The 21,377-nt window shown below is 45.4% G+C and carries 19 protein-coding genes and 1 pseudogene; 8 read left to right on the plus strand and 12 right to left on the minus strand.

Annotation, left to right across the window (positions count from 1 at the left end):
- Positions 1 to 312: 312 nt before the first annotated feature.
- Positions 313 to 4,221, minus strand: coding sequence for an SNF2-related protein (locus BMY80_RS08335; RefSeq protein ID WP_093142724.1), 3,909 nt, complete (start codon positions 4,219 to 4,221; stop codon positions 313 to 315).
- Between the two features lie 391 nt (positions 4,222 to 4,612).
- On the opposite strand from BMY80_RS08335, the gene menB reads away from it, so the two are divergent.
- On the plus strand, positions 4,613 to 5,473 hold the full coding sequence (gene menB, locus BMY80_RS08340) for a 1,4-dihydroxy-2-naphthoyl-CoA synthase (RefSeq protein WP_031579450.1): 861 nt from the start codon (positions 4,613 to 4,615) through the stop codon (positions 5,471 to 5,473).
- A gap of 90 nt (positions 5,474 to 5,563) precedes the next feature.
- Positions 5,564 to 6,589 (plus strand): hypothetical protein, encoded by a 1,026-nt coding sequence (locus BMY80_RS08345; RefSeq protein ID WP_093142727.1) that lies wholly within the window; start codon positions 5,564 to 5,566, stop codon positions 6,587 to 6,589.
- Between the two features lie 120 nt (positions 6,590 to 6,709).
- Here BMY80_RS08345 and BMY80_RS08350 read toward each other — a convergent pair whose 3' ends face one another.
- From BMY80_RS08350 to BMY80_RS08360, 3 genes are all read right to left on the minus strand, one after another.
- Positions 6,710 to 7,393, minus strand: coding sequence for a TIGR00266 family protein (locus BMY80_RS08350; protein WP_093142729.1), 684 nt, complete (start codon positions 7,391 to 7,393; stop codon positions 6,710 to 6,712).
- A gap of 463 nt (positions 7,394 to 7,856) precedes the next feature.
- Positions 7,857 to 8,174 carry a hypothetical protein gene (locus tag BMY80_RS08355; protein ID WP_093142732.1) on the minus strand — a complete coding sequence of 106 codons (318 nt, stop codon included), beginning with the start codon at positions 8,172 to 8,174 and terminating at the stop codon, positions 7,857 to 7,859.
- A 108-nt stretch (positions 8,175 to 8,282) separates the two neighbouring features.
- A complete protein-coding gene (locus BMY80_RS08360; protein ID WP_093142734.1) occupies positions 8,283 to 9,491 on the minus strand; it encodes an RtcB family protein in 1,209 nt (402 codons plus the stop codon).
- Positions 9,492 to 10,187: 696 nt separating this feature from the next.
- Here BMY80_RS08360 and BMY80_RS08365 point away from each other — a divergent pair.
- Positions 10,188 to 11,450 (plus strand): BspA family leucine-rich repeat surface protein, encoded by a 1,263-nt coding sequence (locus BMY80_RS08365; RefSeq protein WP_093142737.1) that lies wholly within the window; start codon positions 10,188 to 10,190, stop codon positions 11,448 to 11,450.
- 74 nt (positions 11,451 to 11,524) lie between these two features.
- Here the strand turns inward: BMY80_RS08365 and BMY80_RS12830 are convergent.
- Together BMY80_RS12830 and BMY80_RS08375 are read right to left on the minus strand one after the other, a co-directional pair.
- Positions 11,525 to 11,674 (minus strand): annotated as a pseudogene (locus tag BMY80_RS12830) (GNAT family N-acetyltransferase); the annotation flags it as partial.
- Between the two features lie 20 nt (positions 11,675 to 11,694).
- Positions 11,695 to 12,669, minus strand: a complete 975-nt coding sequence (locus tag BMY80_RS08375) for a TerB family tellurite resistance protein (protein ID WP_177178540.1) — start codon at positions 12,667 to 12,669, stop codon at positions 11,695 to 11,697.
- Positions 12,670 to 12,975: 306 nt separating this feature from the next.
- Here BMY80_RS08375 and traV point away from each other — a divergent pair, with 306 nt between their 5' ends.
- The 5 genes from traV (at position 12,976) to BMY80_RS08400 (ending at position 16,287) form a co-directional block, all read left to right on the plus strand.
- Complete coding sequence (gene traV, locus BMY80_RS08380; RefSeq protein ID WP_093142742.1) at positions 12,976 to 13,623, plus strand: type IV conjugative transfer system lipoprotein TraV; 648 nt, start codon at positions 12,976 to 12,978, stop codon at positions 13,621 to 13,623.
- A gap of 100 nt (positions 13,624 to 13,723) precedes the next feature.
- Positions 13,724 to 14,062 carry a TraA family conjugative transfer protein gene (gene traA, locus BMY80_RS08385; protein WP_093142769.1) on the plus strand — a complete coding sequence of 113 codons (339 nt, stop codon included), beginning with the start codon at positions 13,724 to 13,726 and terminating at the stop codon, positions 14,060 to 14,062.
- A 335-nt stretch (positions 14,063 to 14,397) separates the two neighbouring features.
- Positions 14,398 to 15,069 carry a CsgG/HfaB family protein gene (locus BMY80_RS08390; protein WP_093142745.1) on the plus strand — a complete coding sequence of 224 codons (672 nt, stop codon included), beginning with the start codon at positions 14,398 to 14,400 and terminating at the stop codon, positions 15,067 to 15,069.
- Between the two features lie 10 nt (positions 15,070 to 15,079).
- Positions 15,080 to 15,517, plus strand: coding sequence for a DUF4810 domain-containing protein (locus tag BMY80_RS08395; RefSeq protein WP_177178541.1), 438 nt, complete (start codon positions 15,080 to 15,082; stop codon positions 15,515 to 15,517).
- Positions 15,514 to 16,287: a DUF799 domain-containing protein gene (locus BMY80_RS08400; RefSeq protein WP_218140344.1), complete on the plus strand. Its 774-nt coding sequence runs from the start codon at positions 15,514 to 15,516 to the stop codon at positions 16,285 to 16,287. The genes BMY80_RS08395 and BMY80_RS08400 overlap by 4 nt, the downstream gene beginning before the upstream one ends.
- A gap of 113 nt (positions 16,288 to 16,400) precedes the next feature.
- Here the strand turns inward: BMY80_RS08400 and BMY80_RS12245 are convergent, their stop codons facing one another.
- The 6 genes from BMY80_RS12245 to traL form a co-directional block, all read right to left on the minus strand.
- Positions 16,401 to 16,559: a hypothetical protein gene (locus BMY80_RS12245; RefSeq protein ID WP_177178542.1), complete on the minus strand. Its 159-nt coding sequence runs from the start codon at positions 16,557 to 16,559 to the stop codon at positions 16,401 to 16,403.
- A 435-nt stretch (positions 16,560 to 16,994) separates the two neighbouring features.
- Entirely contained in the window at positions 16,995 to 17,993 is a 999-nt protein-coding gene (traF, locus tag BMY80_RS08405) for a conjugal transfer protein TraF (RefSeq protein ID WP_093142750.1), read from the minus strand.
- Between the two features lie 87 nt (positions 17,994 to 18,080).
- Positions 18,081 to 19,460 (minus strand): TraB/VirB10 family protein, encoded by a 1,380-nt coding sequence (locus BMY80_RS12760; RefSeq protein ID WP_342741919.1) that lies wholly within the window; start codon positions 19,458 to 19,460, stop codon positions 18,081 to 18,083.
- A 21-nt stretch (positions 19,461 to 19,481) separates the two neighbouring features.
- Positions 19,482 to 20,336 (minus strand): hypothetical protein, encoded by an 855-nt coding sequence (locus BMY80_RS08415; RefSeq protein WP_093142752.1) that lies wholly within the window; start codon positions 20,334 to 20,336, stop codon positions 19,482 to 19,484.
- Positions 20,337 to 20,387: 51 nt separating this feature from the next.
- Complete coding sequence (locus BMY80_RS08420) at positions 20,388 to 21,029, minus strand: TraE/TraK family type IV conjugative transfer system protein (RefSeq protein WP_093142755.1); 642 nt, start codon at positions 21,027 to 21,029, stop codon at positions 20,388 to 20,390.
- 50 nt (positions 21,030 to 21,079) lie between these two features.
- Positions 21,080 to 21,358 (minus strand): type IV conjugative transfer system protein TraL, encoded by a 279-nt coding sequence (gene traL, locus BMY80_RS08425; protein WP_031579467.1) that lies wholly within the window; start codon positions 21,356 to 21,358, stop codon positions 21,080 to 21,082.
- Positions 21,359 to 21,377: the final 19 nt, after the last annotated feature.

The following is a 21,377-nucleotide window of genomic DNA, read 5'->3' on the forward strand; positions in this document are numbered from 1 at the left end:
ATAGAATACAGAAAAAATTAAAAGGCCGAACTCCTTGTGAAGTAAGAAATTCAGCCTTAGAATAAGCATAAGTTTTATTTGTTCAACTTATGGGGGCACTCCAATAAGGCACTTTAACAAAAAATTTAAATTTTTTATCCGTACGGAGTCTATTTTTCTGAATTTTTATTCCGAATGTCTAAATTTCGTGCTATAGATATAAAAAATGCCCAGCACACGGAACAACCGGAGAACAGACTCCGGCTCTCCGGTTAAAAACGGCAATCCTTAAAAATAAACGTCTTCACTTTCATGGAGTTTCAGATATCCGCATCAGTCATCACCGGCATCAATGCTTTTTGAAAGCTTAAACAAATCTTTGATTTCACCAATGGACATTTCAGTAATCCATTTTTCCCCGGACTCTACCGTAAGATCGGCAAGTTCCCTCTTGGCTCGAATCATTTCATCGATTTTTTCTTCAAAGGTGCCTTCACAGATAAAACGATAGACATTGACGTTATTTTTCTGCCCGATACGGAAGGCTCGGTCTGTCGCCTGATTCTCTACTGCCGGATTCCACCACAGATCATAATGAATCACGGCGGATGCGGCAGTTATGTTAAGACCGGTACCGGCAGCCTTCAGGGAAAGAATCAGCACAGGACGGTGACGGTCGGTCTGAAATACACTGACCATCCGTTCGCGTTCCTTAAGGGAAATGCTGCCGTGCAGAAAATCAGCGTCAATATTCATCTTATCCTTAAACCATGAGGCAATAAGCTCTCCGGTAGAGGTATACTGCGTAAAAATAATGGTCTTTCTGCCGGCATCCCTGAGGGATGATACCAGTTCTAGAAGAGTCCCCGCCTTGCCGGAGGTCTCCCATTCAGAGGGAGCTGTAGTGTCATAGCAGTGCGGAGCATTACAGATCTGCTTGAGAGCGGTAATCATAGACAGAATGATTCCCCGTCGCTGCTTCTGGAAATCACTGCCTTCAGAATCTCCCTTTTCCAAAATGGAAACGGCATTATTCACGACTGACTCATAAAGCACCTTCTGTTCGACTGTCAGAGAACAGTACTGCTCGGTAACTATTTTCTCAGGCAGATCGCTTATTATGGATTTATCTGTTTTCATTCGACGCATGATAAACGGAGAGGTAAGACGTTTAAACTGCTCCAGAGATTTAAGATTCTTCTCCCGTTCAATCGGCACGGCATATGCCTTGTTAAATGATGACATGCTGCCGAGAAGCCCCGGATTGGCAAAATCCATAATTGACCAGTATTCCAGCAGTCTGTTTTCCACCGGTGTGCCGGACATGGCGATAAAGCCGTCTGATTTCAGAGAGCATACTGCTTTTCTGGTAGTAGTGGAGGCATTCTTGATGTTCTGAGCTTCATCAATAATCAGTATTCTGATTTTCATTGAGGCAAAAAGCTCCGTTGCAGATCTGAGTTTACCGTACGTAGTGATAACCACATGCCCTTTCTCAGGAATCTCCGCTCCGGGACCGTATACTACGGAATACTTAAGTTCCGGAGCAAATTTGGTTATTTCCTTCTGCCAGTTGATAAGCAGTGTTTTCGGAACCACCACCAGCGCTCTTGCTTTATTAAATTCTCCGGCAAGACGCATCGACTCCAGAACGGTAATAACCTGCAGTGTCTTACCGAGCCCCATATCGTCGGCGATGATGGAGCCTATGCCCAGCATGGCGTTGTTGTAAAGCCAGCTGAAACCGCTTACCTGATAAGGACGCAGTTCTGCCTTAACCGTGGCAGGCACTTCGATATTCCTGCGTCTGAACAGTCCGTTAAGAGTAGCGGTGGCAGTATCATCAAGGAGCACATCTATTCCGGAAAAACTTCCGGTAATGGCGGCCAGCACCAGTGCATTGCCGGAAACAGCCTTTTCCGTCTGTTTCTTCTGCTTAAGGAGATTCTTAACATCATCAGCGGTAAAATAAAGGTACCGCCCCTTGAAACGAACAAGTTTTTCGGCATTGTCGACAAGCCCGGCAAAATCGTCCGGTGAAAGCTCCAGATCCCCTGCCGTATACTCCCAGTCATAGGACAGTATCTTTTTAAGATTGATAAAGCTTAAGCTTCCACCCGGCATCCCTGACGAGGAGATCTTCATCTTCACTGCCGGTTTAAGAAGTTTCTGCATGCTTTTCGGCATGACAATCCGGCAGCCGATGATCTTTAAAAGAGGAAGAGAGCTGATAAGAAGTTCTTCCAGCTCCTTTATGGAAAGTTTTATTCTATCCTTACCGGTATTAAGCAGAGTATTCAGTGCAGGACAGCAGAATGTTAGCTTTCCTGAAAGCTTCAGAACATCAAAATAACATGGATCGGCTGGGTTCGCCAGCACTCTGGCAAGAGGAACAGCCTCATTTCCAAGACTTTTGGAACTTAAACTCAGAGAAAAATAAACATTTACCGCATCATCCGCCATTTCGGCTGATGTCCCTTCGGCTTTGGCAGAGCCGTGCTCCGCCGTGTTTTCACCGGCAGAAGATTCAGTAATCGAAATAAGCGGAACCATATCCCCGTCAAGCAGATGGAAGGAAACCAGCCATTTTTCCAAACTGGTGTATTCAGGAAGCAGACCGTTATAGGCAATAGCGGCACCGGGAGTATCAAAAAGAAGATCAAATACAATATCATCCGAGTAGGTTTTATCGTACTCATCAAAATAGGTGTCCTGAATGATATTCGAAACAAAGTAGCCGATGGCTGTGGTTCCGATAAAAAGTGCTGACGGTTCCGCATCTCCCTCTACGGCCACTATTTTTCTGGAAAAGCCCTTCAGGATATTACCGGTCCTGGTACATAAAGCTCTGACATCAGGAGAAAGCAGTGCCGGAATCCAACGGCAGGATACAGCATCGGAAGACTCATCTTTTATAAGTCTTAACTGTTTAATCATCAGACCGTATTCCGGCTCAAACCTTATAATCTGAGGAATAATCGCACCTGAAACCACCAGCTTGAGGGCAATATAGTAAAGTCTGAGGCAGATTTCCTCCTCAGTAGAATAGCAGGAGCTAATCACTTCCGAACCAGGTATTCCCGGAAGTCCGGATACTCTGTCAGTGATATCGTGATTTACCAGAATACCGCAACCGGTGTATGCCATGACCGCATTAACGGCATCCATGCCTTTTTTCTGAACGGGATTTACATACTCATCAGCGTAGCTTTGACGTTTTTTACTCCATCTTTTTAAAACCGTTTTATTGACGGTATAACTAGAAATCAGACTGCCGGCCGTAACCACGTTTTCATTTTTCTCAGTGATTTCCGGAAAAACATTTACTCCTGGACGAAGATGCCTGAAAGCATCTTCGCCTATATCCGTATTTTTTAATACGGCTTTGGCTTTTTTAGCGGCTTTTTGAAGCAGTTTGCCGTATTTACTTCTGAAATTTCCGAAAACATAACCAGCAGGACTTTCCGGCAGCAGCTTCATAAGATCTTCGAAAAGATTCGGTACCGGTTCAAAGGAAAGCCTGTCCAGCATACTCAGAAGACGGTTTTCCTCCTCACTGTTTCCGGAAGTATCCTCCAGGAAACCGGTGCTGCAGTTTTCATCATCAGTTTCTTCATCTGTCGGCAGTCCAGATTCAGATTCACATTCATGTCGCTTATCATCATGGCCGGAAAATCCGGATATCTCGTTCCATTTAGGAACACTGACCTCCATAGCCCTATCCAGATTAATCTTGCGGTTCTTAAGTTCCTTGAGCAAATCTATACCGCGCATTCTGAAAAGTACAAAGGGATCCCGGTCAATCTCCATGCTCATCATGTATATAACAGCGGCAATATGTTTGCACGGCACGGCAAAATCAGGACAGTTGCAATTCATTTCCAGATCTCGCCACTGTCTCGGGAATATACTGATATCAAGAGACGAAGCAATATCAAGAAGATCAGGATCAAGTATTCTATTTGACAGAGAAGCCATAATATTCGGCTTCGTCATAATGAGATCCATCAGTTTTTCCATGTCATTGGCAGATACCTGAGGAACCGTAATAGTAATCCTGTAGGATGAAGCATAGTGACCTTTAACCTTTGCGGAAATAACATTTTCAGTAATAGTGAGATCCAATACCTTACCGGTATTGGCATAAGTTTTTCCGCGGGGAATCCGGTTGGCATTATCGATTTTAGTCAGGGATGCAAGCCATTCCTTTCCCCACCATGTTGTACCGTAAGATGTAGCCATAAAAAATCCGTTTAAAAAGACAGATCTAAGTTAAAATCCGTCGCCAAATCATCTGTTAATCATAAATGACCACAGTATACCAAAACATCGACTTTCTGGGAAATTCAGCTATATTTTCGGGACAATCACTTTTTCAAAAGTTCCACTAACGGCAATGAAGAGCAAATCAATGATGAGGATTTATCATTATGCAGAACGGCATGTATAAATTAATATTCGATAAATAATTACTTGGTGCTTATACCGATATCAGTCGGTACATGCCGTTCCTCTTTCTTGACACTCATGTGTCTTTTTTGTATCTTTACAGCATGAAAAAACGAGATTCAAACATTTACTGTTTTACTTATATCAAGGGCTTTACGCGGTAGTCTGCGTAATGAAATACACTATGAAAAAGAACGATCCTACATTATATGCTCCTGTAGAATGGAACGATTTAACCCAGAATTTCATGTTTGAAGACATTCTGTATCATAAATCTGCTGACGGTATTGCCAAGATTACCATTAACCGCCCCCGCGTACGTAATGCTTTCAGACCAAAGACCGTCATGGAAATGGAACGCGCACTTGCTGACGCCCGTTTCGATGCGGACATCGGCGTAATTATTTTTACCGGTGCCGGTGATCTTGCTTTCTGCTCCGGCGGAGATCAGAAGATTCGCGGTGACTACGGCGGATACAAGGACGACAGCGGTGTTCATCATCTGAACGTACTTGATCTTCAGAGACAGATCAGAACCTGTCCGAAGCCTGTTGTTGCCATGGTGGCCGGCTATGCCATCGGCGGTGGTCACGTACTTCACCTTGTATGTGACCTGACCATAGCTGCCGACAATGCCGTATTCGGCCAGACCGGTCCGAAGGTTGGATCATTCGACGGCGGTTTCGGTGCCTCTTACATGGCACGTATCGTAGGTCAGAAGAAAGCCCGTGAAATCTGGTTCCTCTGCCGTCAGTATAACGCTGAGGAAGCTCTTGAAATGGGACTTGTAAATACAGTTGTTCCATTAAAGGATCTGGAAAAGGAAACCGTTGCGTGGTGCCGTGAAATGCTCTGCCACAGCCCTATCGCCTTAAGATGCATGAAGGCTGCTCTCAACGCTGACTGTGACGGACAGACCGGTCTGCAGGAACTTGCAGGTGACGCAACCATGCTCTTCTACATGACTGAAGAAGGTCAGGAAGGCAGAAACGCATTCAACGAAAAGAGGAAACCGGACTTCTCCAAGTTCAAGCGTAATCCTTAATCTTTAATGTCTTTATGACAGACCCTGGCAGATTCCGGTCATTCACCGGAATCTGAATAGTTATATGAATAAACTGCAGCTGTCCGGCCAATGAATATCTACAGATTCAGAATTCCATTACAGAAAGAACTGAAGCTCCAGAGAGGAACTCTGACTGAGCGCTGCGGTTTTATCATCGAATACCATAATAATTTTGCTGAAATAAGCCCCCTGCCTGAATTTTCTGAAGAAACGGCAGATGAAGCTTATTCTGAGATCATCGCCCTGAGAAACATACTTAAAGAAGAATTCAGACATTCAGAAAAATCACCTGACGACCTTCTTTCATTTTTCTCCGGTAAATACGAAATCAGATGCCCTTCCGTTCAGTTTGCACTGTGGATGCTGGCACACCCTTTAAACGGCATTTTACCAAAATCCCATTATCATTTTATTCTTGGAACTCCGGACGAATCACTTAATCTCTACAGACGTTTTCTTGACAGACTGAGCTCTGACGGCACTACGACGGATACTGACGTAAAGCTTAAAATCGGTATCCATTCCAGAGACCAGGAACTGACAATGATACAGAGGATGACGGACATGGCTGATGCAGAAGGAATCAATGTACGTCTGATTCTGGACGCAAATCTGTCTCAGACATCTGAATCAGTAGCGGATTATTATCATATCTCCGGCAGTCACCTTAAATATATTGAAGATCCGTGTAATGACGTTGCCATGTTACGCAGAAAGCATCCAGACATTCCAATAGCATATGATGAACTTTTCAGAAAAATGATGAAGGAATACGTTCAGGAAGGCAAAGAATTCAAGCCTGAGCTGCTCAGTTCATTCAGCAGTAGAGACACTCTTATCATAAAACCCGGGCTCACCGGAAATATTCATGAGATTATGGATGAATTCATACATTCTGATGCATCATGTCAGAGCAGACTTCCGACAGTTACACTGTCATCAGCATTTGAATCTCCGATAGGAATCAGTTACATAGAGAAACTGTCTGCCTTTATGAAATTCAACTCTCCTGGAACTGATACTCTGAAGTATTTTCCTGAAGACGCATTATCAGTCAGCGGATTTCTGAAGAAATACTGCATTAGAATAGTGTAAAGATTAAGAGTCTTTGAAACGGTACTTTAAACAATGTTATGCCATAAACATGGCATAACATTCAGTTCTGATGCTGCCTTTTCCGACCTTTTACCTGATTTGAAACTGCAGTGAATCAGATTATTGCATGAACAGACCCAGTATACCTTTGGTGGTTGATGCAGCACTGTCGTACTTTATAGTATGAATATATAAAGTTCCCGGACCGGTGAATTTACATACCAGACCTTCTCCGGATGTTAAGCTTGAAATAATGGTGGAAGATTTGGTCATAACATATTTCATGTTTTCATCCCATGCCAGAAGATGACCGTTATCCACCACAAGTTCCTCTCCGGGCTGGAGATCATAACGTTTTGCCGCACCCAGCGCATTGATAAATGCAGTGCCTGAACCGGAAAGTCTGATCAGAAAAAATCCTTCCTTGGAGGTAACACCCTTGATAAGCCCCTGCATTTTAGTGCTGATTTCAATACCTTCAGTACTGGCAAGGTATCCTCCTTTCTGGACAATCATATTGGCTCCCGGAGTTATTTCCAATGGAACGATTGTTCCAGGAATGCTTGCACCTATATCTGCGGTACCGGCTCCTTTAGTGGCAGTAATATTCTGAGTGAAAAAACTTTCATTTGTCAGGAATTTTCTGATTAAACCGCTAACTATACCGCCTTTAACGTCACCTTTTAATTCAAGTCCCTGGGTCATTGCGATCATTGATCCTCTTTCACAGTTGATTTTTTCTCCTGATTCCAGTTTTACCTCAAGAATCGGGAAGGTATTCTGGTAAAGAACTTGATATTCCATATGCACTCCATATAACTGCTGATGATTGAAACAAAAGTATGCGGTGTAACTCCGCTGAATATATCTGAGAAGATTATTCTGTATAAAACAATTCTCCTGTAACAGCGGAAGATACTGTATTATTAAGTGAAATGATTATATGAAATTTTGAATTTTTTTAGTTAATTTGTCGTTTATACTGTTAATTTCCACACATAAATAGTGTAAATATTCAGAAATAATCAGATCCAGAATGTTAGATGCAACATGACTTTTAAGCTGAACCGGTGAGGCGGTAATTCATCCTGTCGCAGCTGACATTATCAGTTCAGCATTTTCAGTTTGATTTTCGACATAATATAATTCCAGACTTTCAAATAAAAAAGCATCTGAATATTACAGATGCTTTCGATTAAAAAAGTGCTGATACGGTTCCGGATGACAGCTTCAGTAAAGCTCTTTCTGAACAGCATGCAGACCGGTATCAGTCTTTTCTGACTTCGGGAACTTCAGTATCGGTAACAGATACCTCATCACCTTTTGCCGCTTTTCTGGCAGCAGGTTCTGTCTTCGTGACAGGTGTTGCCGACGTTCTGTTCTTTACTTCAAGTTCATGCCGGGCTTTCGCTCTGGCTACGGATGCCGCATATTCTTCAGGATTATTGATTACATGAATGATCCACGGCCCTACAACCAGAATAAGTGCAAAAACAGCGATGGAAACCGCTTTGTGATTTCTGTAGAACTCAAGAAAGCCGTGCTGGCGACTGAAACCTTTTTTTGAATAAAATCCGTTTGTCATAAAATAATTACACTTAATAAAACCACCAATGTTACAAGTTTGTCCATTATAATATTTTCAGAAAACTGAAACAAGCTCCGGTTTTAAGGATAAAACCGGAGCCCGACACTAGTCGGAGGCCTTGAAATTATATACAGGCTTCATAATGTCAATAACATCAACGGATTCTCTTATGACATCAATGATGTCGCCAAGAGATTTGTAGGCCATTGGAGCCTCATCCAGAGTTCTCGGATTTACGGAGGTCGTATAGACGTCCTTCATGCATTCAAGATATTCCTCCATGGACAGAGTGGCTTTAGCCCTGGATCTTGAAAAAACTCTTCCGGCGCCGTGAGGAGCGGAGAAGTTCCAGTCAGGATTTCCCTTTCCCACAGCCAGAACGCTTCCGTCTCTCATGTTGATGGGAATCAGTACCTTTTCTCCCTTGTGGGCAGCAATAGCTCCCTTTCTCAGAATCATCTCATCGGTATCGATGTAATTATGAATCGTATGGAAGGCTTCACCCGCGGTAAGTCCGGTAAGCTTCAGAAGGACCTCAGCCATGATTTCCCTGTTTCTGGCTGCAAAGCGCTGACAGATCTCCACGTCATGAATATAATCATCAAAACACTGACCGCTTACATAGCAGAGGTCCTCCGGCATGTCAGGAATCAGTTTTCTTCTCTGAGCGTCCATTTTACGCAGGACCGCGGCAATTTCCCTGCGCCGTCCCTGTTCCTTGTAACTTCTGATGATTCTTTCTCTCTCCGCGAAGTAATCAGTATCACCTTTATGCTGTTCTATCGCCTGACTCTGATAGATTTCGGCAACCTGCTTTCCCAGGTTACGGCTTCCGCTGTGAATCACCAGATACCTGGTTCCGTCTGAGGCCTCGTCGATCTCAATGAAGTGATTACCGCCACCGAGTGTTCCAAGACTTTTTTCAATTCTGGATGAGTTCTTGATACTTCTGTAGCAGCGCAGGCCGGTGAGATCGAAGTGTTCCCTTCTGCCTTCCCATACCATGGTTCCTGAGGGAAGCTTATGAGCCGCTTCATCGAATTTCTCAAAATCAATTGCGGTTTTTCCGAGATTAACGGTGTACATTCCGCATCCGATATCGACTCCGACGACATTAGGCACAGCCTTATCGGTCACGGTCATGGTAGTGCCGATGGTGCATCCTTTGCCGGCATGAACATCAGGCATGATGCATATTCTGGAACCTTCGGTAAAATCGTAATCGCACATTCTGCGAATCTGTTCAATTGCTTCGCTTTCCACAAGGGAAGCAAAACAGACTGCAGTATTCTTTTTTCCTTTAATTTCAAACATTTTTTTACTTTCCCTTAAATCATCCCGGAAGCTCAGATAACTAAAAATCTCTGCCCCGGACCTGACGGCATTTAAAATACTTTCCCGTCTCTGCGCCGTCATTGCATGTTTTTTCAGGTTACTCAGATGCCGGATTTTTACGAACCGTATATAAAAAAACCGCTTATCCGGTTTCAGGACAAGCGGTCTTCGGGTAATCAGAATTAAATAATCCTATGGTTTTACTCCCTGTATCTGCTTTCCTGAAACAACGACGGCAGGTATGAGACAGACAGCCATGATCGCTTGTCTCCCCTACCGATGCATTCAAAATAAACTGCAGACATTTTCATAAAACCTATTAGATAATTTTAAAACCAAAAACAGCTGAAAACCGTGTTTCATGACGCTGATTTCACGTAATCAGGAGAAAACACGGATTTTCTATCCGATTCAATTTTTACATTGTATAAAAATTAAACACTATTTGGCAAGTATTCTTTTCAGAAAATCAAAACGGTAATTTCTGACCGAACCGGTATTTTCCAAAGGTTAATATTGTTATTTTTTTGTATAAATAAAGCCTAATGGTATGATTTTATTAGAAATTTAGACAAATATTCAATATAAGTTGCTCTTCTTTGACGTATTGCAGCTTTTAGTTCAGAGATATTTAGTAAAATCGTAGATGTGCAATAATATTAACGGGGATGGATAATGAAAAACAGAGGCTCGATAAAATCATCTGACGTGCTGACTGTACTCCTGCTTATTCTGCTGCTCTCGGTTCTGACGTCCATATATATTAACACTGATGACTACCTGCCGGCTCCGCAGAACAGTGCGTATTCTGCTCCGGGAAAAACGAAAATCGTGCCGTACCTGAATCAGGGAGACGAGAAGATTGACAATACGGAGAACCCTGTTCTTAACTCAAAATACGATATCACACCGAAACTCATTTACAGAATAAGAAAAAACAGAATCAAGACTCTGACCATCAACTACAATTTCACCAGATGTCAGAATGTAAATGATGCCGAACCGTCTTCAATCTACAACGATGACAGAACCCAGAGCAATCCTTTCTGGAGAGCAAACCAGATATCACCTCTTAAAAGAATTGAATTTGAAATCAGACTGTCTCCGAACGTGAAATCCCTGGCATGCGCCTTCAGTGATTTCGATCAGCTTGAATATGTTAACATCAAAAGTACCGCTAATGTTACGGACATGAAATGGATGTTCAATCGCGCCAAGATGTTTAATCAGCCAATCGGGGACTGGGATACTTCAAACGTAACGGACATGTCCGGCATGTTCTGCGCCGCTCGCAGCTTCAATCAGCCTGTCGGAGAGTGGAACACCTCATCCGTTACCAACATGAAGGACATGTTCAACATGGCCGTCAATTTCAATCAGCCGCTTGACGGCTGGGACACCACTGCGGTGTCAACCATGGATCAGATGTTCTTTTTCGCCAAATCGTTCAATCAGCCGCTTGACGGATGGAACACGTCTAACGTCACCAGCATGTATCAGATGTTCAGAGAAGCAAGATCCTTCAATCAGGACCTCAACAGCTGGGATACTTCCGCAGTCGTCAACATGGCCATGATGTTCAGCGGCGCCCAGTCATTCAACGGAGCCATTGATAAGTGGAACACCTCAAGAGTCGGCAGCATGCAGGGCATGTTCTTTGACACTGCGGCTTTTAATCAGCCTGTCGGAGGCTGGGATACATCAAACGTGGAAAACATGGAAGCGATGTTCGGTAACGCTGCGGTATTCAATCAGCCGATTGGAGCCTGGGATACCTCTAATGTTCAGCATATGAACTGGATGTTCTATAAGGCAGCCGCCTTCAACCAGAATCTGGACAACTGGGACACGACCAGAGCCAGAAGAAGACACGAAATGAAGGAAATGTTTGAAGGAGCAGCTTCCTTTACCCACCAGAAACCGGCGGGAGCCGACTAGCAGTTAAGATAAGAAGGCGCAGTTATGATACTGCGCCTTTTTTGACATACCGGAGATGAAATAACACCCCGGCATTATTTCAGGTAGAGCATCATCAGCGCGGTTCTTTTTCCATATACACAACTGTCTGAAGTAAAAAGTTCCAGCCTTCTGTGCGGAAACCGTCTTTCAATTTCCTTAAGAAGCATGGTGCCGTATCCCCGGCACCTGAAGTCCGGATGAACAGTGAGCTTACCGTCTTCCGCTAGAAGCCTCTCTTTTTTCTCACGGCTTCATAAGCTTTTGTTAATTGTTCTCTTTTACGTATATATTCAACACGCCTCATTTCGTTTCTGCAATCATGAAGATTATATTTCTGCATAAGCTGTTTGTAGCGTGCCTTAATCTGTTCATTAGTGCTTTTCTGCTTAAGTCCGAGAATTCTCATGGCCTTGCCATAGCCTACAGGAGTCCCGGAGCTGTATTCGGAAGTTCCGGTGGCAGTTTCAGCATAATTACCGGTTTCGACGTGATTACCTGCCGGGGTACGAATCACAGGGGCTGGCGTGAGGGCATTCGCATCAAGGTAAAAAAACCTGTCTATCTCCGCTTCATACAAACCGAATGACTTGCCAACGGTTCTTATTCTGGAAAGTTCCTCAGAAGATACATTTCCGTCAGCCTGAATAATACGGGCGAGATAACCTAATACAACATTCAGGTCTTCACCACCGTTTAAACTTCTCTTCAGAAAATAGATCTCTCTGTATGGAATGATGTCGGAGCTTTTACCTCTTGCAAAAGCCTCTCTGAGTTTTTCGGTATCAGCATCTAAAAAACTGCTGACGACGGCATTCACGAACACTTCTTCTTCCATAGCAGTTTTCCGGCCTTCCACCGTCACATATCCCAGAAGGCACATCAGAGCTCCATGAATCTCTTCATCGGCTTCGGATATATTTAACATGCTGTGCTGTATTTTCGCTACGGTATCACGGGAGTTTCCATAGCTGTCTGTCAGCACGCCGAAACCTGAATGTCGTATCCCTAATCTCTGACGCCGGGTTCCTGTTGAGTTGTTCGCGCCGCGACGCCACAGCTCTCTGCAACTGACAGCGAAGCAGTAAATCAGCATCAGAATCATAAATCCTCTGATAGACGGTAAAAGCCACATAATCAAAGGAATAACAATCAGCAGTCCGCATCCCAAATCTTTAAATCTGGTATATATGCCAGCCATAAAAAAAAATACCTTTTTCTTAATACAGATTACATAAATTTTATTCATTATGTCGTGATCATCAGAAACACGAAAACACGAAATAAACAACACAACGCATATTTTATGCGATTATTTCAGAATTTCACAGGTTTTGTAAATACAGTACTTATAAACTGACCGTAAAAACAACCGAAATGATGTCATTTAAATTGAACATTCGTTCTGACCAACCGCATCTGAACTTTGAAATAAGGATTTAACCCGTAATTCAGTCCTCCCCGGCACATATACTTCCTCCCGTCCACCACATACGGAGAAACATAAATGCCAGTCATTCAAATCTTATCAGTACAGAAACTGTCTCGCGTGAGTTTCCGTCTGTCACTATCGTCACTGACTATCACTGCCCTGCTGACCTCAGGATGTTCTCTTGGAATCGGCAGCGAGGAATACGGCTGCTCCGGTCTCCCCAGGGGAGTTCAGTGTCACGGCACAAGAGAAGTTTACATGAACAGGAAACAGTACGGAATGTGGACCGGACTCATTAAGGATGAAACATCAGGGGATACGGATACCGGAAATGCCCGGACAGGCTCTGACGGTGACTCCACTGCCGAATCCAGGAATCTAAACGGAATCACGGAGATTAAACTCACTGAAAATAGAGAATTCTCTTCAATGAATTCCCGGGATGAACCTTCTCCGGCCTTTATCAGAACCAGGGACGACATCATGATTACGGTTATCGCGCCGTATGAGGATGACAGACAGAATCTTCATGACAGATCAGTAGTATATACCAATCTTCATAACGGTACCTGGGGAGTAGGAATTCCGTCATACGGCACGGTGAGTTCACGTGGCGGACACGGAGCGGAAAAAGTTACAAATATCAGAGTTATGCCGTACCGTGAAATTGAACCCCCCGGAAAACAGAATACGAAAAAATCATCAGCATCGGAAAAATTATAACTACAAGGAATACAACATGAATATCGGTACATTATCATATGGAGGGCCGGATAAATTCCGGATTTCGGAACCGGGAGGCATAGCTGCCGAAAGGAACCGAATGCTCCGTAAATTCATATTTCTAACCGTAATTTCAGCCGCGGTACTGAGTTTTGATGAAGCCGTGGCGGGAACCGGCGGCGAGGAATTTGCGGACGTATGGGACACGCTGAAGGAATGGATACAGGGCACACTCGGCAGAGTTGTATGCGGCAGCATGATTCTGGTGGGAATCGTAGCCGGCGTTGCCAGACAGAGCATCAGTGCATTTGCCGTGGGTATCGGCGGAGGAATAGGACTTTACAATACTCCGACGGTCATCGAAAGTGTTCTGAGTGCAACACTGTCTGACGGAGGAATGCAACTTCTCCCCGCAGCCGTTCAGAGCACCGTGATGTAATTATTTCGGGATTATCAGGAAAGACGCATGACCTTACGTCATGCGCTTTTCGTTTAAAGTATCACGGACATGATTCATTAATTAGAAAACACCTTCAGAACATATACAACAGGGCCGGAGAGCGATTCGGATTAAAGGAGTCTGTTTCGTGATCACTCTCTGTTTTTACGGCACCGGGCCGGACTAATTGGCTCTTATAACTCAATACAGCGTGTATATTATGAATTATAAGTGGACGTTTTAAGTCTGTCGTGGAATTTAATTCCTGAAGTATGAATCTTATCTGAACCGTGACAAGTTATCACATCAGTTCAATTATGAAAGAGGATTCCGCAATGGAAAAGAAGTTTTTATTATCTGCTGTTGCAGCAGTAGCATTATCCCTTACCGGATGTGTCACCGAAACCCACAATGCAATTCAGACTGAAAAGGCAGAAGTCTCCATTACCCGTTCTGTTTCAGGTAAGAAGGTAAGCGTTGCCATCGGTCAGTTTGCCAATCACTCAAGCTACCAGAACGGTATTTTTTCAGACGGGGTGGACAGACTCGGTTCCCAGTCTGAAACAATACTTGTAACCTCTCTCCAGCAGGCCGGCTGCTATCAGGTTTTAGACCGCAGCAACATGAACGCTCTGACCCGTGAATCCGGACTTGCGAAGAAGAATCAGAAGATTCTCGGTGCCCGTTACATCATTACCGGTGATATTGTGGAATTCGGCAGAAAAACCGTAGGCGATCAGGAACTCTGGGGCATCATCGGTCACGGCAAGACACAGGTGGCCTATGCAAACGTGAACCTCAATGTTGTTGACGTACAGACCTCAGCCGTTGTTTATTCATCAACCGGTGCCGGAGAATACGCCCTCTCCAACCGGGACGTGCTCGGTTTCGGCAGTACCGCGGGCTATGATTCCACTCTCAACGGCAAAGTACTCAGTCTGGCCATTCGCGAAGCCGTAAACAATCTCACCAGAGCCATCGATGACGGCTTATGGATACCGGAATAAGGAGAACCTGATGGAATTTAAATTAAAATTCACGGGGTCACTTCTGCTTGCCGGAATGATTCTTTCAGGGTGCGTAAATCATGAAAACCAGTACTGTCACGATGATTCATACACCGTGTCCATGTACTATTATCTGAGGGATGAACCGGATTTTCTGGAACAGCAGAAACTTATGACCGATTACTTTGCAAAAGCGGAGGAAAGCGGTAAAAAGGTTGCTCCCGGAGCTTATGCCCATTATGCCATGCTGATGTCAAAGTCAGGCAATGAAGGTGAAGCGCTTAAATATCTGGAAATGGAAAAATCCGCCTACCCGGACTCCGCCCACTATATCGATTTTCTGCTGACTCATGCCAGACAGATAAAGAAAGCAGGAAGTAAGGGGGCGGAAAAGAAAACATCCGTCCAGACTGATGATTCCCGGCAGATTAAGGAGTACAGACAGTGAAATTAGCATCTCTTATTGCAGGAACCATACTGTGTACCGGATTATTCGGCTGTGCGGCACAGCAGCCTAACATGGATTACAGCGCCTTTATGGAAAGCAATCCGCATTCGATTGTCGTTCTGATGCCTACTTCGGTGTCAACCGACATCAACGCCGCTCCCGCCGTGCTGGCCTCGGCTGTACTGCCGCTGGCTGAAGCCGGATATTATGTGTTTCCCGTAACCATGGTAAACGACACCTTCAGATACAACGGGCTTACCGAAGCTGAAGAAATCAGAAACGTTCCGGTCAGAAGACTTAAAGAGGTTTTCGGGGCTGATGCGGTCATGTATCTTACGGTAAATGACTATCAGACCCATTACATGGTGCTGGACAGCTACACTCAGGTATCTGTTAACGCAGTACTCAGGGATACCTCAAACGGTCGTGTTCTATGGGAAGGTACCGCCACAACCAACAACAAGTCAGGCGGAACCGGCAATATTCTCGGGGATCTGGTTGCAGGACTCGTAAAGAAAATCGTAAATGAAGCCACTTCTCAGGGTTTTGAAATCGCCAAGAGCAACAGCTACACACTGTTCAGTACTGACGAGAACGTACAGAGAAATCCGCTTCTTAACGGACCTTACTCAAAGGAATACCGCAAGGATGACATTCTGGACGATCTGCCTCCTGCAGGAACCGGAATCGTTCCCGGCAGTTCAACCGAAAACAGCCCTGCTGAAAACACCGCTGTCAGTGCGACGGAGAATACCTCTGCGGTCAGATAACCGTATTAACGAAATAAGCACAGAAAATCCGGCTCAGAGCCGGATTTTTTTTGCCTGCTGGCAGCCGCAGGTGAACACGGACATAATGAAAGTCCGCATTCCACAGCTCAGGATCAGGCCGCTTTATGTTCCCTGTAGCATGACAGATAAAGGGATTCATTGAAGTTGAGTTTTCTGAGTCCGTCTCTTATGTCTTCCTCCATGCAGCTGCTTACCGGAACATAGCTGTCGTTAAGATTATCGTCAACCGGATTGCCGTTGGCATCAATCATGAGATAACCGCTTTTAAGAGTTCTTTCGATAATAACTTCACAGCCTCCATCAGGCTTTACGGACAGAGAATCGTCGCTGTCGGAGCGTCTGCGGATATGACAGAGTCCTTTTTCGGATATCCGTCATTACACATAAATGAAATTGCAGATTTACATTTCACTGAGATTCAGATTATGAATTCTCAAAGGTACGGAACTCTCTGACAGACAGAACCGTACCTGCAGGTTAACAGCGTCCGCACCTGTATTTTCTGAAGGTATAACCACTCATACTGTCAGGATGAACTGTCGGCATGAAGCCGTTTGTCTTACGACATTTTTAATGTTTAATGCGAAGATAATGCAGATTTTGGAAAAAACGTACTAAATGATTTTCTAAAGACATCCGCCGATAATGTAATGACCGCCATAATCCGAAAACGGATGCATCCATGATTATTTTTTCAGAGAAACCATACGTTTTCTTATCTCACTGAGACTGAGAAGGCCGTTTGACATAATCACCACCGGATCCTTTGCCTCATCATTCCGGTAAAAACCCAGAAGAACCGGAACCGACTTTATGCCGTAAAGTGAGGCGATGCTGGGAGCATGAATGTTTCTCACGGCATGAAGATCCTCAAGAATGATTCCGTCAAGACTTATGCCCACAACGGTGAATCCGGAATCCGCAAGAGAATTAATTTCAGTCACGCCCTGACGGCAGAATGGACAGGAGCCGTTGTAGACGTATACAAGCGTAAGGGTTCCGGACAGTTCATGAAGTGTCTCATCCATGCTCTCCTTTTGCATGCGTTCTTCCGTCTCCCTCTGTTTCAGTGATTTTACGACTGCGCCCATTTCGTCAAGTTCAGGGCTCTCTATGACAATGCTCCGCGCAGCGGCAGCGAAGTTCTCGCTCTTGTTCATGGTCATCCGCTGAAGCTGAAAATACCGTTCGACATTTACTGATGTCGGATGGTCAACGGCTATCTCAAGAGTTTTCGGAAGAATTACGCCAAGAGATGACGAGCCTATATATCCGTCAGCGGATCTCGGCAGAGCGGAAATGACATCATCGATATTGTCTTCTCCAAGCTCTGCGTAGCCTTTTTCTCTCATAATGGCAGAAAGAACATCTGCCCCTGATTTCTGTTCCGGTACGTCTTCGGAATTCCGGGATACGGCAGATGGCTGTGGTGATATTCCTCCTGATGACGCCTCACGGTTCATGTCCCCGTCCGCACTGTTTTCAGGTGACATGGAGTAGTCCTCATCCGACGGTTCGGTCGGATCCTTGTACCAGAACCAGCCCCTTTCGGATTCCTCGAGAAATGAATTTCCCGCGGCCCTGACGTCTGAAATTGCGGTTCCGCCTATAAAGAGCAGGAGAGACAGATTTACGGACAGGGTACGGAACCGCATGAATGTTCGGGTATCTGATTTATGATGCATAAGAGAATGTCTTCAAAAAAGATATGACAGGAGCTTTTTACTTCCGGCGTAGCACTGATGAATGGTTACACTGACTCAGACTCTAAACTAGTCATTCAGGGCATAGTCGAGACTTATTCCTTTTGTCAGAATAATATCCACCCGGCGGGCCGCATCAACCTCAAGCACCGGAAACATTTCCTCGGCAAGCTTCAGATAGAAGGAAGCAACTCTCTCCAGAGCTTTGGATGAACCGCTTACGGCCGCCCCCTGAAGAGCCCTGCCGCTGTAAACGCTCTGATAATCCACACTGCCTGAACCTCCCGTGGTGCTTATGACGGGAACCGGAGTAACGTTAAAGGCCCCCGCAAGACCTTCCAGAAAACCTGCGGTAAGGGATCTTGCTATGAGAACCCCCTGCTTGGAAACGAGACGCCCCCTGATACCGGCCTTGCCGTCTTCACCTGCGGCATAGCCGTTTAACGGAGTTTCCATTACCCTTCCTGATTCCGCCACGCAGTTAAGGGTTTCGGTTCTTAGATAAACTCTTTCGGAACTCATGTCTCCGAACCCTGCGGCAATAACGAAGCATTCATTGAAATCAAATGAGCGACTGTTGGGCAGAATCGCCTCCCTGTCGATGTTTATAAGAACCGGAAAAGGATCCGTTCTGGCATTTTCCCTGGTGGGAGCATCAAGTCCCGTAAGGAGAATTCCGCTTAATATGCTTCCCGCGGGAATGTAGTATCCGCGATCTCCGTTACCCTTTAGGTGTCTGCTTAAGCCTCTCTCATCCGGAGTTCCCCGGTTCCTAAGTTCGGCAAATCGGGCGTCGGATACGCTTCTTATATGCCTTTCCGGAGAAGATGTTCCCGGCAGGACACTGTTTTCCCGGCGGAATTCCCGTTCTCTTCCAGGACTGTTTTTCTTAAAACATTCAGTATCATCAGATGCGGAGGAGCCTCCGTATTTTCCGGAAGGAGAATTCCGCTTTTCATGAACCTGATCCTTTGACTCCTTACGGGATATCGGTTCACCGGATTCTGCGCCGTCAGTATTCCTTCCCTCCTCCTTAAGCTGTTTCTTTAAAGACTGCATTTCCTTAGGCAGAAGGGTTTTAATGAGTTTAAGCTCCTCTCTCATGTTTCTCACCTCTTCGGCAAGATCTCCCGCCCCGGAGGAGAAATCTCCGTTAGCTCCGATTAGTCCCGGGTTTCGGCGCAGAAGCTCAAGCTGATGCCTGATACCGCCGAGTTCCCTGCTTAGGCTGTTGTGTTCGGCATACAGCAGCTTTATATTGGCTGCAAGACTGTCTACCCCCACCTTTCTGGTGTCAAAGTCCGTAAGCACGTGTTTAACCTCGCGCCCGCCGCGTGAATCAGTCTTTTTATCCTGAGGTCCGGTAAGGGCCACCACCAGCATTACTCCGCCGATGCCGAGCCCCCACATGAGCCACTTTCTGTATTTCGGTGAAATCTTTTCTGACATTTTATATCCGTAATCCGACGTTTAATCCTTCAGGTGATAATCCCCGGGGAGAGCCAGCAGAACTATCCTGTCGGTATCCCTGAATGAACTGAGGGTATTCAGCATGGCATAGGCCAGAACGTCACTGCCGCAGGAAACCTGTCCGCCGCTCCGGTGATTACCGTCATTTCCTGCAAGAATCACCAGATACAGAAAATCATCAGCATAAAAACCGTCTGCTATTTTCTCGTCTGAAAGACTGCAGAAATTTCTGTGAGCTTTGCCCTTGAAAGAACTTATATCCGCCCTTTCCATTCCGGATGGAGCCGTGTATTCCTCCTTCGATCCGAGATAGGTCCAGACGCTTCTGAATCCGTCCACGAGATTCTGCTGATAATCATCACTCCTTATGGCTGCATTAACAGTAGTTCCCTGATGTTTTTCCGCACCGGTGCCCCGTCTCTTACCGTAGACTCCGCCCGGGGTCAGGTTACGCTTCGGTTCCCCATGCTCCCTGTAATGATCACTCCCGGCAATTTCCGGTACCGGAACTCTGATGCGTCTCGGGGCGATATCCGCCGGAGTAAGTCTCAGCATGGCGTTCCAGTTGCTGACATCTGCCGGAGTCACAAAGATGGTTACCGGTTCCCCGGAAACCGGCATTACATATATGCTGCCGTTTTTCACCTCGATTTCGGCATCGCTTGCGGTATTGATGCTGATACTTTCAAAGGGAAAACTGATGCAGTTAAGGTCGTGATCCGAAATCCGGTACTCATAGACACCTTCATTCTCCTCCGTTCCTCCGTATGCCGGGACATGCGCACTCAGGAAAATTCCCAGAAATGCCAGACCTGATACCGTTATGCGCTGACTGCCGCCTGATATTGAATACATATTTTTCCTTCCTCAAATGCCGTGTGCCCGTCAATGTTTTAAACGGCTGAATTACTGCTGTTCCGTGCGCCCTCTGTCATCTTTTCGCTTATCACGTAAAGTGCGGCTGCTGATTCTTTCCCTTTCCTTCAGATCCCGCGGATTTCCCTCATACATTTCAATCCACTTGAGCATGGGCCTGAAATCCTCCATTTCTATCAGGAACTCATAGGTTCTGATAAAGCTTTTCGCAGGTCCCGTAGGCCCTTTTACCTGAGTCTGTCCGGTCACGAACACCAGTCCGGTCTCCTCCTCGTAGGTAACGGTCTTCGGTTCAAATGTTATGCTGATATGGTCGGCGATTATCTGTTCCGCCTGCATGTTCAGGATATCGGTAATCTGACGGTATACCTTCGGAGATATCATGGGATCCAGTGAATCCTGCACGAATCTCAGATTGTTCGGACTGATGTTGCCCACCAATTCACCGAGAAACAGTCCCCATGCCCTGATATAGCTTTCGGTGCTTCTGCCGGCGACAACCTTCACCTCGGCACTGAGATGCGGAGGCACCAGCACCACGGCATCGCGATGACCGTAAAGAGACACCGCAAGAAGACAGTTCGACACTGCAAGACAGACCGCGGATATTCCCAGTATCCGAACAGTGTGCTGATTTCCCCTGTACGAGGATATGAACTTCATAAAATCCATGACAGATGTTTCTCCTTACAGATATCCTGCGGTGATTTGTTAATAGGATTTCAGTACCAGCGGCGCATGAAGGGATTGGAAACGCTGCGGGACTCACGGAAACAGAACCCGTGCCAGTAGAGCCAGTGACAGAGAAAACCGTCCTGATTCTGATTCACGTGTCTGCGGTACAGATGTGTCACAACAAGTCCCAGGACGGTGAATATCAGCGCCCTGCCGATAATCATTCCCATTACAAGTCCCAGGGCAAGCGGGGCTATTTCATCGATGGACCAGAGAAGTACTGACGGTGGATCATCCACGAATTTCGGGATCATTACTTTTTTCATAAATAAAACGCCTTTCTGT

It is taken from the genome of Ruminobacter amylophilus (assembly GCF_900115655.1).
GTDB classification, from domain to species: Bacteria; Pseudomonadota; Gammaproteobacteria; order Enterobacterales; family Succinivibrionaceae; genus Ruminobacter; species Ruminobacter amylophilus.

Bases quoted from the DNA above. Each gene is read 5' to 3' on its own strand.
- BMY80_RS08350 (WP_093142729.1), bottom strand. From the start codon at position 7,393: ATGGAATATCAAGTTCTTTACCAGAATACCTTCCCGATTCTTGAGGTA.
- traL (WP_031579467.1), bottom strand. From the start codon at position 21,358: ATGAAAAAAGTAATGATCCCGAAATTCGTGGATGATCCACCGTCAGTA.
- BMY80_RS08415 (WP_093142752.1), bottom strand. From the start codon at position 20,336: ATGTATTCAATATCAGGCGGCAGTCAGCGCATAACGGTATCAGGTCTG.
- traF (WP_093142750.1), bottom strand. From the start codon at position 17,993: ATGCATCATAAATCAGATACCCGAACATTCATGCGGTTCCGTACCCTG.
- BMY80_RS08390 (WP_093142745.1), top strand. From the start codon at position 14,398: ATGGAAAAGAAGTTTTTATTATCTGCTGTTGCAGCAGTAGCATTATCC.
- BMY80_RS12760 (WP_342741919.1), bottom strand. From the start codon at position 19,460: ATGTCAGAAAAGATTTCACCGAAATACAGAAAGTGGCTCATGTGGGGG.
- BMY80_RS08395 (WP_177178541.1), top strand. From the start codon at position 15,080: ATGGAATTTAAATTAAAATTCACGGGGTCACTTCTGCTTGCCGGAATG.
- BMY80_RS08420 (WP_093142755.1), bottom strand. From the start codon at position 21,029: ATGGATTTTATGAAGTTCATATCCTCGTACAGGGGAAATCAGCACACT.
- menB (WP_031579450.1), top strand. From the start codon at position 4,613: ATGAAAAAGAACGATCCTACATTATATGCTCCTGTAGAATGGAACGAT.
- BMY80_RS08335 (WP_093142724.1), bottom strand. From the start codon at position 4,221: ATGGCTACATCTTACGGTACAACATGGTGGGGAAAGGAATGGCTTGCA.
- BMY80_RS08345 (WP_093142727.1), top strand. From the start codon at position 5,564: ATGAATATCTACAGATTCAGAATTCCATTACAGAAAGAACTGAAGCTC.
- BMY80_RS08355 (WP_093142732.1), bottom strand. From the start codon at position 8,174: ATGACAAACGGATTTTATTCAAAAAAAGGTTTCAGTCGCCAGCACGGC.
- BMY80_RS12245 (WP_177178542.1), bottom strand. From the start codon at position 16,559: ATGATTGATGCCAACGGCAATCCGGTTGACGATAATCTTAACGACAGC.
- BMY80_RS08360 (WP_093142734.1), bottom strand. From the start codon at position 9,491: ATGTTTGAAATTAAAGGAAAAAAGAATACTGCAGTCTGTTTTGCTTCC.
- BMY80_RS08365 (WP_093142737.1), top strand. From the start codon at position 10,188: ATGAAAAACAGAGGCTCGATAAAATCATCTGACGTGCTGACTGTACTC.
- BMY80_RS08375 (WP_177178540.1), bottom strand. From the start codon at position 12,669: ATGGCTGGCATATATACCAGATTTAAAGATTTGGGATGCGGACTGCTG.
- traV (WP_093142742.1), top strand. From the start codon at position 12,976: ATGCCAGTCATTCAAATCTTATCAGTACAGAAACTGTCTCGCGTGAGT.
- traA (WP_093142769.1), top strand. From the start codon at position 13,724: ATGCTCCGTAAATTCATATTTCTAACCGTAATTTCAGCCGCGGTACTG.